The organism is Streptomyces sp. NPDC043176 (assembly GCF_056436715.1).
In genome coordinates this window covers 266926-279594 of record NZ_JBWKCA010000008.1, presented here as the reverse complement: position 1 = coordinate 279594, position 12669 = coordinate 266926, and the positions used below count along the sequence as shown (strand labels likewise).

Genomic DNA, 12669 nt, shown 5'->3' with positions numbered 1-12669 from the left:
CCGCGGGTGTTCCGGGGGTCTGCTGTGTCAGGTCGGCCGTCAGCCGTGCGCGGCCGCTCATGACCAGCCTCCGTAGGTGTCGGTGGCGGATTCGGCGCGTGTTCCGGCGGCCTGCTGCCACAGGTCGGGGAGGCGGGCCCCGGCCGGTACGGCCAGTGCCGTCCAGCCCGCGTCCCGCAGCTGCTGCACCCGGTCCTCGACCGCGCCGGAGACCGCGCCGCCGGTGAGCCAGGTGCCGGAGTCCAGGACGAAGGCGAGGGCTCCGCCGCTCCGCCCGCGCATCCGGGCGGTGAGGGCCGCCTGTTCCTCGTCGAGGTCGCCGAGGAAGGCGACGAGCAGTCCCTCGTTGCCGCCGCGCAGCACGTCGGAGGCGCGGGAGAGCCCGCCGCCCTCGGAGTGGTCGACGACCGCGAGGGTGTCCATCAGGAGTCCGGCGGAGTCGGCCGAGTCCGGCGCGGAGCCGGCGAAGCCGTCGGAGCCGTCGGAGGGCACCGTGCTGCCGGTGTCGGTGACCAGCCGGACCGCGTAGCCGCGCCCCAGCATGTGCACGAGGGCGGAGGCGGCGCCGGAGACGGCCCATTCGAAGGCGGAGTCGGGTCCCGAGCCCTGGTAGGCGATCCGGCGGGTGTCGAGGAGGACGGTGCAGCGGGCCCGCTGCGGCTGTTCCTCGCGGCGGACCATGAGCTCGCCGTAGCGGGCGGTGGAGCGCCAGTGCACCCGGCGCAGGTCGTCGCCGTACCGGTAGGCGCGGGGGATGACGTCGTCGTCCCCGGCGAGCGCGAGGGAGCGCTGGTGCCCGTCGCCGTAGCCCGAGGCCTCGCCGGTGAGCTTCACCGGCGGCAGGGGTACGGTCCGCGGGACGACGGTGAGGGTGTCGTACGCGTGGAAGGAGCGGGTCAGCTCGCACATCCCGAAGGGGTCGTTGAGCCGCAGCTGGAGCGGGCCGAGCGGGAAGCGGCCGCGCAGGTCGGAGCGGACCCGGTACGACACCTCGCGCCGCCCGCCGGCCTCGACCCGGTCGAGGACGAAGCGCGGACGGGGCCCCAGCATGTAGGGCACGTGGTCCTGGAGCATGAGCAGCCCGGTGGGGAGCTTGGAGACGTTCTCCATGCGCAGCTGGACGCGGGCCTCGGCGCCCGCCTCGACCCGCTGGGGGGTGAGGCGGCGGGAGGTGGCGACCCGGTAGCGGGTGCGGTGCAGGACGAGGACGCAGATCAGCGGCAGGGCGGCGAGCAGCAGCCCGACGCGGAGCAGGTCGGCCTGGCCGAGGACGTACGCGCAGACCGCGGCGGCCACGCCCGCGGCGAGGAAGGACCTGCCGCGGGTGGTGAGACCGCCGAGGGCGGCCCGGAAGCCGCCCCGGTCGTCTTCGTCGCCCCGCTGCCCGTCCGGTACGGCAGCGGTCGTCATCACAGCCGCCGGGCGCCGGGCTGCTGCTGGCCGTAGAGCGGCCCGGCGGGCGGGGCCGCGGCCGGGACGGGGGTGCGCTGGAGGATGTCCTGGACGACCTGCTCGGCGGTGCGCCGGTTGAGCTGGGCCTGCGCCGTCGGCAGCAGCCGGTGGGCGAGGACGGGGGCGGCGAGCGCCTGGAGGTCGTCGGGCAGGACGTACTGGCGGCCGCTGAGCGCGGCGGAGGCCTTGGCGGCCCGCAGCAGGTGGAGCGTGGCCCGGGGGGAGGCGCCGAGGCGCAGGTCGGGGTGGGTGCGGGTGGCGGCGACGATGTCGACCGCGTACCGGCGTACGGCGTCGGCGACGTGCACCGCGCGGACCGCCTCGATCAGCTTCATGACGTCGTGGGCGTGGGCGACCGGCTGGAGGTCGTCCAGCGGGGACACCGAGCCGTGCACGTCGAGCATCCGGAGCTCGGCGTCGGCGTTCGGGTAGCCGATGGAGACCTTGGCCATGAAGCGGTCGCGCTGGGCCTCGGGCAGCGGGTAGGTGCCCTCCATCTCGACCGGGTTCTGGGTGGCGACGACCATGAACGGGTTGGGCAGCTCGTAGGTCTGGCCGTCGACGGTGACCTGGCGCTCCTCCATGGACTCCAGGAGCGCGGACTGGGTCTTCGGCGAGGCGCGGTTGATCTCGTCGCCGATCACGATCTGGGCGAAGATCGCGCCCGGCTTGAACTCGAACTCCCGGCGCTGCTGGTCGAAGATCGACACGCCCGTGACGTCCGAGGGCAGCAGGTCGGGGGTGAACTGGATACGGCGCACCGAGCAGTCGACGGACCGCGCCAGCGCCTTCGCCAACATGGTCTTGCCGACGCCGGGGACATCCTCGATCAGGAGGTGTCCCTCGGCGAGCAGCACGGTCAGCGAAAGCCGTACGACCTCGGGCTTGCCCTCGATCACGCTCTCCACCGACCCGCGGACCCGCTCCGCGGTCGTGGTCAGATCAGTGAGGCTCGCTCGATCGTCATAGGTCGTCACCCGGCCCTCCTCGGCCTTCCGGAACACGGACACCTGCCCCCGTGGGATGTTCGGGGGGTGTCCACCGGGGCATTCTTGTTGGGATGGCCGGGTCGTGTCACTCGCCGGCGGACAAGTGCGGGGGAGATGCCGGGGTTTGGGCGTTTATGCCGGGTCGATCTCGCGCAGCAGACCGGTCGTCACGTCGAAGACGAAGCCCCGGACGTCGTCCGAGTGCAGCAGGAAGGGGGAGGTCCGCACCCGCTGCATCGACTGGCGGACGTCCTGGTCCACGTCGCGGAAGGCCTCGACCGCCCACGAGGGGCGCTGGCCGACCTCGTCCTCCAGCTCGTGCCGGAAGTCCTCGGTGAGCGATTCGAGACCGCAGCCCGTGTGGTGCACCAGCATCACGCTGCGGGTGCCGAGGGCGCGCTGGCTGATCGTGAGGGACCGGATCACGTCGTCGGTGACCACGCCGCCCGCGTTGCGGATGGTGTGGCAGTCGCCGAGCTGGAGGCCGAGGGCCTTGTGCAGGTCGAGACGGGCGTCCATGCAGGCGACGACGGCGACGCGGAGCACGGGGCGCGCGTCCATGCCGGGGTCGGTGAAGTCGGAGGCGTAGCGCTCGTTGGCCTCGACGAGACGGTCGGTGACCGTGCCGCCGGTGCGTATGGCGTCGGCAGAGGGGGGCGTGGAGGTCGACATGGTTCCGACGTTAACGGGCACACGGCTGCCGGGCCTGCTGTGAGAGGGGACAAAGAACGCCATCGAGTCTTGTTGTGAGCTAATCCACAAGGCCTCGGGATCATGGACCCGAACGAGTGAGGCGTCCGGAATGTCCGTCGGGCCCTCCGGCACCGTGCGACGCGCCAGCCGGTTGGTTGACCGGCGCGTCCGGTGGACTAAAGTGACGCGAAGTTAACGGAGACATCGAGCGATTTCCGCGGTTTCTCCCCCGTGTGTGCGGCGGTACCTACGGCTCGGCCTCCTCCCGCGGTACGTGCCTCCGCGCCGGTTCTGAGAGGGCGCATTGAGCAACGACCGACACGTCCCGGTGATGCTCCAGCGGTGCCTGGACATGTTGGCCCCCGCACTGGAGCGCCCCGGCGCGGTCGTCGTCGACTGCACCCTGGGTCTCGGCGGCCACAGCGAGGCCCTGCTCAAGCGGTTCCCCGAGGTGCGGCTCGTCGCCCTCGACCGCGACAAGGAGGCCCTGCGGCTCTCCGGCGAGCGACTCGCCCCGTACGGCGAGCGCGCCACCCTGGTCCACGCCGTGTACGACGAGCTGCCCGAGGTCCTCGACCGGCTCGGCATCCCCAAGGTCGACGGCGTCCTCTTCGACCTCGGCGTCTCCTCCATGCAGCTGGACGAGGCCGACCGCGGCTTCGCGTACGCCCAGGACGCCCCGCTCGACATGCGCATGGACCAGACGACCGGCATCAGCGCGGCCGAGGTCCTCAACACCTACCCGGCCGGCGAGCTGGTCCGCATCCTCCGCGCGTACGGCGAGGAGAAGCAGGCCAAGCGGATCGTCTCCGCGATCGTGCGCGAGCGCGACAAGGAGCCGTTCAGCAACAGCGCCCGGCTCGTCGAGCTGATCCGCGACGCCCTGCCCCAGGCCGCCAAGCGCACCGGCGGCAACCCGGCCAAGCGCACCTTCCAGGCCCTGCGCATCGAGGTCAACCGCGAGCTCGACAGCGTCGAGAAGGCCATCCCGGCGGCCGTGAAGGCCCTCGCCGTCGGCGGACGCGTCGCCGTCCTGTCGTACCAGTCCCTGGAGGACCGGATCGTCAAGGGCGTCTTCGCCGCCGGCGCGGCGACCACCGCCCCGCCCGGACTGCCGATCGTCCCGGAGAAGTACCAGCCCCGCCTGAAGCTGCTCACCCGGGGCGCCGAGCTCCCTACCGAGGAGGAGGTCGCCGAGAACCGGCGCGCCGCCCCGGCCCGGCTCCGGGGCGCCGAGCGCATCCGGGAGGACGTGCTGTGAGCACGGCGAAGGGGCCCCTCAAAGGGCGGGCCGCGCGACTCGGACGGCTCATGCCGTCGGGACCCAGCTCGGCCGCCCGGACCCCCTTCGTCCTGCTCGTCGTGGTGCTGCTCGGCGGCGGGCTCATCTCCCTGCTCCTGCTGAACTCGGCCCTCAACCAGGGCTCCTTCCAGCTGAACGAGCTCAAGAACAAGACGACCGAGCTGACCGACGAGCAGCAGGCGCTCCAGCGCGACGTCGACGACTACGCGGCCCCCGACGCCCTGGAGCGCCGGGCCCGCGAACTCGGCATGGTCCCCGGCGGCAGCCCCGCCTTCCTCGGCCCCGACGGCAAGGTCCTCGGCGAGCCGTCGGTCGCGGTCGCCCCCAAGCCGAGCCCCACGCCCAAGGCCACCCCGAAGCCCCCGCCGGCCGGTTCCCCGACCGCGACCGCGACCGCGACCACGACCCCGACCGTGAACCCCCGCACCCCGGCCGACCCCGCGGGCGTGAACGCGCCCGACGCCACCCCCACCGGAACGGCCCCGGCCGGCGCGACCCCGACCGGTGCCCGGACGACGGCACCGACGTCGGATTCTCAGGACCCAGTCCCTCACAACCCCCGGTAGGTGACCGAGCAGTGCCCTCCAAGGAGCCCCCGCGCCGCCGCGTCCCCGGACCCGCGCGGCCCGCGCGTCCCCGGCCCGCCTCCGCCGGAGGCCGCCCGTCCCGTCCGGCCCCGCGCCCGGCCGCCAGGCGCCCCGCGCCCCGGCCGCCGGCCCGGCAGCCCCGCACCATCCGGCTGGGCAGCCCGAGGCCGCGGCTGCGCCTGGTCTCGCTCGGCCTGACCCTGGTCATGATCGCGTTCGTGGTGCGGCTGCTCCAGGTCCAGGCGGTCGACGCCAGCGCGTACGCGGCCAAGGCCGACAAGTACCGCTTCCAGGAGTACACGCTCTCCGCCGACCGGGGCGAGATCACCGACCGCAACGGCATCGCGCTGGCCGCCAGCGTCGACGCGTACGACATCACCGCCGACCCCAAGCTCTTCACCCCCGAGGAGTCCAAGGTCCCCGACGCCCCCGAGCAGGCCGCCGCCCTCCTCGCCCCCCTCCTGGGCAAGGAGCCGGCCGAGCTCGCGAAGAAGCTCCGCACCCCCAAGTCCCGCTACACCCTGCTCGCCCGCAAGCAGACCCCTCAGGTCTGGAACCAGATCAAGGACCTCAAGCGGGTCTACGGGCAGAAGGCACAGCGCTCCGCCGGCGGCAACGGCGTCAACCTCCTCGGCGGCGTCCTCAGCGAGCCCAGCACCAAGCGCGTGTACCCCAACGGCGAGCTCGCCGCCGGGATACTGGGCTACGTCAACGCCGAGGGCCGGGGCGCCGGCGGCGTCGAGTCCATGCTCGACCCGGAGCTCGCCGGCCGGGACGGCACGATCCGCTTCACCCAGTCCGGCGGCCGCCAGGTGCCCACCGCCGGCTCCCAGGGCACCCCCGCCGTCCCCGGCTCCGACATCGAGCTGACCATCGACCGGGACATCCAGTGGGCCGCCCAGCAGGCCATCACCGACCAGGTGAGGAAGTCCAAGGCCGACCGCGGCTACGTCATCGTCCAGGACACCCGCACCGGCGAGGTCCTCGCGATGGCCAACGCCCCCGGCTTCGACCCCAACGACCTCTCCGCCGCCAACGCGGCCTCCATGGGCAACGCCGCCCTCCAGGACGCCTACGAGCCCGGCTCCACCAGCAAGGTCATGTCCATGGCCGCCGTCCTGGAGGAGGGCAAGGCGGCCCCCGACACCCACGTCACCGTCCCCAACCGGCTCCACCGCGGCGACCGGCTCTTCAAGGACGACGTCGACCACAAGACCTGGTACCTGACCCTCAACGGCGTCCTCGCCAAGTCCAGCAACATCGGCACCATCCTCGCCACCGGCAGGCTCGGCGCCACCCAGCCCGAGTCCAACCGGGTCCTCTACTCCTACCTGCGCAAGTTCGGCATCGGCAGGCCCACCGGGCTCGACTACCCGGGCGAGACCGCCGGCATCCTCGCCAAGCCCGAGGACTGGTCCACCTCCCAGCAGTACACGATCCCCTTCGGCCAGGGCCTCTCCATCAACGCCATGCAGGCCGCCTCCGTGTACTCGACCATCGCCAACAAGGGCGTACGCGTCGAACCGAGCATCGTCCGCGGCACCAGGGGACCCGACGGCCGCTTCGTCCCCGCCCCGGCGCCCAAGGAGTCCCGCGTCGTCAGCGAGAAGACCGCCGACACCCTCGCCAAGATGCTGGAGTCCGTCGTCGACGACCGCGAGGGCACCGGCACCAAGGCCGCGATCCCGGGCTACCGGGTCGCGGGCAAGACCGGCACGGCCAACCGGGTCGACCCGGAACTCGGACGCTACAAGGGCTACACCGCCTCCTTCGCGGGCTTCGCCCCCGCCGACAACCCGAAGATCACCGTCTACTGCGCCATCCAGAACCCCACCAAGGGCAGCTACTTCGGCGGCCAGATCTGCGGCCCCATCTACAAGAAGGTCATGGAGTTCGCCCTCAAGACCCTCCACATCGCCCCCACGGGCAGCGAACCCGCTCGACTGCCGGTCGACTTCGTCCCCACCCCGTGACCCTCCGGGAGCACCAGTGACAACGATCACCCCCCATTCCGGGAACCGGAAATCGAACTCCGGCGACGCCCCGGGCTCTTTTGACCCCGTACAGGGTGCGCCCGGTACGCTCACCGCCGTGCCACACGCTGATCAGTACCGAACCGCCCCGCCCCGGCCGGAGCAGGCCCGCCCGACACCCCTGGGCGACCTGGCCGCACACCTCGGGGTCGACGCCCCCGGCGACGCCGAGATCTCGGGCATCACCCACGACTCGCGGGCGGTGCGCCCCGGCGACGTGTACGCGGCCCTGCCCGGCGCACGGGCGCACGGCGCCGACTTCGTCGCCCAGGCCGCCGGACTCGGCGCCGCCGCGATCCTCACCGACCCGGCGGGCGCCGAACGCGCCGCCGCGACCGGCCTCCCGGTCCTGGTCGTCGACGACCCGCGCGGCCGGATGGGCGAACTCGCCGCCGAGATCTACGGCCGGCCCGGCGCCGACCTCCTCCAGATCGGCATCACCGGCACCTCCGGCAAGACCACCACCGCCTACCTCGTCGAGGGCGGCCTGCGCGGCTCCGGACGGAGCACCGGTCTCGTCGGCACCGTCGAGATGCGGATCGGCGACGAGCGCATCAAGTCGGAGCGGACCACCCCCGAGGCCACCGACCTCCAGGCGCTCTTCGCCGTCATGCGCGAGCGGGGCGTCGAGGCCGTCGCCATGGAGGTCTCCAGCCACGCCCTCGTGCTCGGCCGGGTCGACGGCTGCGTCTTCGACGTCGCCGTCTTCAACAACCTCAGCCCGGAGCACATGGAGTTCCACTCCGACATGGAGGACTACTTCCGGGCGAAGGCCGGGCTCTTCACGCCCCGGCGCAGCCGCCTCGGCGTGGTCAACGTCGACGACGAGTACGGCCGCCGGCTGGCCGAGGAGGCCGGCGTCCCCGTCGTCACCTTCTCCGTCGAGGGCCGCGCCGACGCCGACTGGCGCGCCGAGGACCTCGTCCTCGGCTCGCACGACTCGACGTTCACCGCCGTCGGCCCGGACGGCGAGCGGATCCCCGCCACCGCCCCGCTGCCCGGCCCGTTCAACGTCGCCAACACCCTCGCCGCGATCGCCACCCTCGCCGCCGCGGGCCTCGACCCGAAGGCCGCCGCCGACGGCATCGCCGCCGTCCCCGGCGTACCGGGCCGCCTGGAGCGCGTCGACGCGGGCCAGCCCTACCTCGCCGTCGTCGACTACGCGCACAAGACGGACGCCGTCGAATCCGTCCTGCGCTCCCTGCGCGAGGTCACCGAGGGCCGGCTGCACGTGGTCATCGGCTGCGGCGGCGACCGGGACACCACCAAACGCGGCCCGATGGGCGCCGCGACCGCCCGGCTCGCCGACACCGCCGTCCTGACCTCCGACAACCCCCGCTCCGAGGACCCGCTCCGGATCCTCGCCGCCATGTTCGCGGGCGCCGTGGAGGTCCCCGCGGAGGAGCGCGGCGAGGTGCTCGTCCTCGCCGACCGCGCCGCCGCCATCGCCGCCGCCGTCGCCCGCGCACGACCGGGCGACACCGTCCTGGTCGCCGGCAAGGGCCACGAGCAGGGCCAGGAGACCGCCGGAGTGGTCCGCCCCTTCGACGACCGCGAAGTCCTGCGCGCGGCGATCCTCGAACAGGACGCCAAGGCCGCCCCCGCGGCCGACGGCGCCGAAGCCAGCCCCGCGTACAGCCACCAGAACAGTCAGGGATGAAGCAGTGATCGCCCTCTCCCTCGCCGAGGTCGCCGCAATCGTCGGCGGGCAGGCGCACGACATACCGGATCCGGCCGCCCGGATCACCGGTCCCGTCGTCATCGACTCCCGCGAAGTGCGGGCCGGCAGCCTCTTCGCGGCCTTCGCCGGTGAGCACGTCGACGGCCACGACTACGCCGAGCGCGCCGTCGAGGCGGGTGCGGTGGCCGTGCTCGCCGCCCGGCCCGTCGGCGTCCCCGCCATCGTCGTCGACGACGTCCAGGCCGCGCTCGGGGCCCTCGCCCGCACGGTCGTGGAACGGCTCGGCACCGATGTCGTCGCCCTCACCGGCTCGGCCGGCAAGACGTCCACCAAGGACCTGATCGCCCAGGTCCTCGACCGCCACGCGCCCACCGTCTGGACGCCCGGCTCGCTCAACAACGAGATCGGCCTGCCGCTCACCGCGCTCCGCGCGAGCGACGAGACCCGGCACCTGGTCCTGGAGATGGGCGCCCGCGGCATCGGGCACATCCGCTACCTCACCGGCCTCACCCCGCCCCGCATCGGCCTCGTCCTCAACGTCGGCACCGCCCACATCGGCGAGTTCGGCGGCCGCGAGCAGATCGCCCAGGCCAAGGGCGAGCTCGTCGAGGCCCTGCCCTCCGCCGAGGAGGGCGGAATCGCGGTCCTCAACGCCGACGACCCCCTCGTCCGCGCGATGGCGAGCCGCACCAAGGCCCGCGTGACCCTCTTCGGCGAAGCGGACGAAGCGGCCGTACGGGCCGAGAACGTCCACCTCACCGAGACCGGACGGCCTTCTTTCCTCCTTCACACACCCACCGGGTGCAGCGACGTGACCTTGCGCCTGTACGGTGAGCACCACGTGTCGAACGCGCTCGCAGCGGCCGCCGTCGCGCACGAGCTGGGCATGCCTGTCGAAGAGATCGCCACCGCGCTCTCCGAGGCGGGAACCCTGTCGCGCTGGCGCATGGAGGTCACCGAGCGTCCGGACGGCGTGACGGTCGTCAACGACGCCTACAACGCGAACCCCGAGTCCATGCGAGCCGCCCTGCGCGCGCTCGCGGCCATGGGCAGGGCCGCACAGGCCCGAGGGGCTCGCACGTGGGCGGTGCTCGGCAAGATGGCCGAGCTCGGTGACGCATCGCTCGTCGAGCACGACGCGGTCGGACGGCTCGCCGTCCGGCTCAACGTCAGCAAGCTCGTCGCGGTCGGGGACAGGGAAGCGTCCTGGCTGCAACTGGGCGCATATAACGAGGGTTCGTGGGGTGAGGAGTCGGTGCACGTGTCCGACGCGCAGGCGGCTGTCGACCTGTTGCGCAGTGAGCTGCGCCCGGGGGACGTCGTCCTTGTGAAGGCTTCCAGGTCGGTCGGTCTCGAACAGGTCGCCCTGGCACTGCTCGACACCGAGGGCGAGGTCACCGGCCGATGAGGCAGATCCTCTTCGCGGGGGCCATCGGGCTCTTCCTGACCCTGATCGGCACGCCGCTGCTGATCAAGCTCCTCGCCCGCAAGGGGTACGGGCAGTTCATCCGGGACGACGGTCCGCGCGGCCACGCCGGGAAGAAGGGCACGCCCACCATGGGCGGCATCTCCTTCATCCTGGCCACGCTCATCGCGTACGCCCTGGCCAAGGTCATCACCGGCGAGGACCCCACGTACTCGGGCGTCCTGGTGCTGTTCCTGATGGCCGGCATGGGCCTGGTCGGCTTCCTCGACGACTACATCAAGATCGTCAAGCAGCGTTCGCTGGGCCTGCGGGCCAAGGCGAAGATGGCCGGCCAGCTGATCGTCGGCATCGCCTTCGCCGTGCTCTCGCTGCAGTTCGCGGACCTGCGCGGACTGACCCCCGCCTCCGAGAAGCTCTCCTTCATCACGGACTTCGGCTGGTCCATCGGCCCGGTGCTCTTCGTGGTCTGGGCGCTCTTCATGATCCTCGCCATGTCCAACGGCGTGAACCTGACGGACGGTCTGGACGGTCTGGCCACCGGCGCCTCGGTGATGGTCTTCGGCGCGTACACCTTCATCGGGCTCTGGCAGTTCCAGGAGTCCTGTGCGAACGCCATGACCCTGACCAACCCCAACGCCTGTTTCGAGGTGCGCGACCCGCTCGACCTCGCTGTCGTCGCCTCCGCGCTGATGGGTTCCTGCTTCGGCTTCCTGTGGTGGAACACCTCGCCGGCCAAGATCTTCATGGGTGACACCGGCTCGCTGGCGCTCGGCGGCGCCCTCGCCGGTCTCGCCATCTGCTCCCGTACGGAGCTCCTGCTGGCCCTGCTCGGCGGCCTGTTCGTCCTGATCACGATGTCCGTGGTCATCCAGGTCGGCTCGTTCAAGATGACCGGCAAGCGCGTCTTCCGGATGGCCCCCCTCCAGCACCACTTCGAACTCAAGGGGTGGTCCGAGGTCCTGGTCGTCGTCCGGTTCTGGATCATCCAGGGCATGTGCGTGATCGTGGGCCTGGGCCTCTTCTACGCGGGATGGGCAGCAGAGAAGTGACGGAACAGCTCGACTGGAACGGCAAGAAGGTCACCGTCGCGGGGCTCGGGGTGTCCGGCATCCCGGCCGCCCGCGTCCTGCACGGTCTCGGCGCGCTCGTGACCGTCGTCAACGACGGCGACGACGAGCGCTCCCGGGCCCAGGCGGCCGACCTGGAGGCGGAGGGCATCACCGTCCGCCTCGGCGACGGGGCCACGCTGCCGTCCGGCACCGAGCTGATCGTCACCACCCCCGGCTGGCGGCCCGACAAGCCGCTCTTCGCGGCCGCCGCCGAGGCGGGCGTGGAGGTCTGGGGCGACGTCGAGCTGGCCTGGCGCCTCCGCGGCCCGGACGCGGCTCCCTGGCTCGCGGTCACCGGCACCAACGGCAAGACCACGACGGTCCGGATGCTCGCCTCGATCCTGGAGGCGGCCGGTCTGCGGACCGCCGCCGTCGGCAACATCGGGGTCTCGCTCCTCGACGCCGTCCTCGGCGAGGAGAAGTACGACGTCCTGGCCGTCGAGCTCTCCAGCTACCAGCTCCACTGGGCGCCCTCGGTCCGCGTCCACTCGGCGGCGGTGCTCAACCTGGCGCCCGACCACCTCGACTGGCACGGCTCCATGGAGGCGTACGCCGCCGACAAGGGCCGCATCTACGAGGGCAACCGGATCGCCTGCGTCTACAACGTCGCCGACCGGGTCACCGAGGACCTGGTCCGCGAGGCCGACGTCGAGGAGGGCTGCCGGGCCATCGGCTTCACCCTCGGCACCCCCGGCCCGTCCCAACTGGGCGTCGTCGAGGGCATCCTCGTGGACCGCGCCTTCGTCGAGAACCGGCAGAAGAACGCCCAGGAGCTCGCCGAGGTCGCCGACGTCCAGCCGCCGGCCCCGCACAACATCGCCAACGCCCTCGCCGCGGCCGCCCTCGCCCGCGCCTTCGGCGTGGACGCCAAGGCCGTACGGGACGGGCTCAGGGCCTTCCGCCCCGACCCGCACCGCATCGAACTGGTCGAGGAGGTCCAGGGGGTCACGTACGTCGACGACTCCAAGGCCACCAACACCCACGCCGCGGAAGCCTCGTTGGCGGCCTACGACCCGATCGTCTGGATCGCCGGCGGTCTCGCCAAGGGCGCGACCTTCGACGAGCTCGTCCAGAAGTCGGCGAAGCGCTTGCGCGGCGCCGTCCTGATCGGCGCCGACCGCGCGCTGATCCGCGAAGCCCTGGCGCGACACGCCCCGGAGGTCCCGGTGGTGGACCTCGACCGGACCGACACTGAGGCGATGTCCGAGGCGGTCCGCGAGGCGGCCCGGCTCGCCCGCCCGGGGGACACGGTCCTCCTCGCCCCGGCCTGCGCCTCGATGGACATGTTCACCAACTACAACAAGCGGGGCGAGGCCTTCGCGGACGCCGTCCGCGCCCTCGCCGCCACCGGGGACGCCTGACCTGACCAGCGGGAAGGTCCGGCCGGACCGGGCAC

10 protein-coding genes are annotated in these 12669 nt (G+C 72.5%); 7 read left to right on the top strand and 3 right to left on the bottom strand.

Going from position 1 to position 12669, the window contains the following annotated elements:
- Positions 1-57: 57 nt before the first annotated feature.
- The 3 genes from AC067A_RS16340 to AC067A_RS16330 form a co-directional block, all read right to left on the bottom strand.
- Positions 58-1410 (bottom strand): DUF58 domain-containing protein, encoded by a 1353-nt coding sequence (locus AC067A_RS16340; RefSeq protein ID WP_478620251.1) that lies wholly within the window; start codon positions 1408-1410, stop codon positions 58-60.
- The gene (locus tag AC067A_RS16335) at positions 1410-2429 is read right to left on the bottom strand and encodes an AAA family ATPase (protein WP_478620248.1); all 1020 of its coding nucleotides are present in this window, start codon (positions 2427-2429) and stop codon (positions 1410-1412) included. Before AC067A_RS16335 ends, AC067A_RS16340 begins: the two co-directional genes overlap by 1 nt.
- 144 nt (positions 2430-2573) lie before the next feature.
- Complete coding sequence (locus tag AC067A_RS16330; protein WP_478620246.1) at positions 2574-3113, bottom strand: beta-class carbonic anhydrase; 540 nt, start codon at positions 3111-3113, stop codon at positions 2574-2576.
- 325 nt (positions 3114-3438) lie between these two features.
- On the opposite strand from AC067A_RS16330, the gene rsmH reads away from it, so the two are divergent.
- The 7 genes from rsmH to murD are packed head-to-tail and all read left to right on the top strand — an operon-like array spanning position 3439 to position 12634.
- Positions 3439-4395 carry a 16S rRNA (cytosine(1402)-N(4))-methyltransferase RsmH gene (gene rsmH, locus AC067A_RS16325; protein WP_478620243.1) on the top strand — a complete coding sequence of 319 codons (957 nt, stop codon included), beginning with the start codon at positions 3439-3441 and terminating at the stop codon, positions 4393-4395.
- Positions 4392-5003: a cell division protein FtsL gene (ftsL, locus tag AC067A_RS16320; protein ID WP_478620240.1), complete on the top strand. Its 612-nt coding sequence runs from the start codon at positions 4392-4394 to the stop codon at positions 5001-5003. The genes rsmH and ftsL overlap by 4 nt, the downstream gene beginning before the upstream one ends.
- Positions 5004-5014: 11 nt before the next feature.
- Complete coding sequence (locus AC067A_RS16315; RefSeq protein WP_478620237.1) at positions 5015-6997, top strand: peptidoglycan D,D-transpeptidase FtsI family protein; 1983 nt, start codon at positions 5015-5017, stop codon at positions 6995-6997.
- A 16-nt stretch (positions 6998-7013) separates the two neighbouring features.
- Complete coding sequence (locus AC067A_RS16310; protein ID WP_478620235.1) at positions 7014-8717, top strand: UDP-N-acetylmuramoyl-L-alanyl-D-glutamate--2,6-diaminopimelate ligase; 1704 nt, start codon at positions 7014-7016, stop codon at positions 8715-8717.
- Positions 8718-8721: 4 nt separating this feature from the next.
- Positions 8722-10146, top strand: a complete 1425-nt coding sequence (locus AC067A_RS16305; RefSeq protein ID WP_478620232.1) for a UDP-N-acetylmuramoyl-tripeptide--D-alanyl-D-alanine ligase — start codon at positions 8722-8724, stop codon at positions 10144-10146.
- Positions 10143-11213: a phospho-N-acetylmuramoyl-pentapeptide-transferase gene (gene mraY / locus AC067A_RS16300; RefSeq protein WP_030314508.1), complete on the top strand. Its 1071-nt coding sequence runs from the start codon at positions 10143-10145 to the stop codon at positions 11211-11213. The genes AC067A_RS16305 and mraY overlap by 4 nt, the downstream gene beginning before the upstream one ends.
- Positions 11195-12634: a UDP-N-acetylmuramoyl-L-alanine--D-glutamate ligase gene (gene murD / locus AC067A_RS16295; RefSeq protein WP_478620229.1), complete on the top strand. Its 1440-nt coding sequence runs from the start codon at positions 11195-11197 to the stop codon at positions 12632-12634. The genes mraY and murD overlap by 19 nt, the downstream gene beginning before the upstream one ends.
- Positions 12635-12669 lie beyond the last annotated feature (35 nt).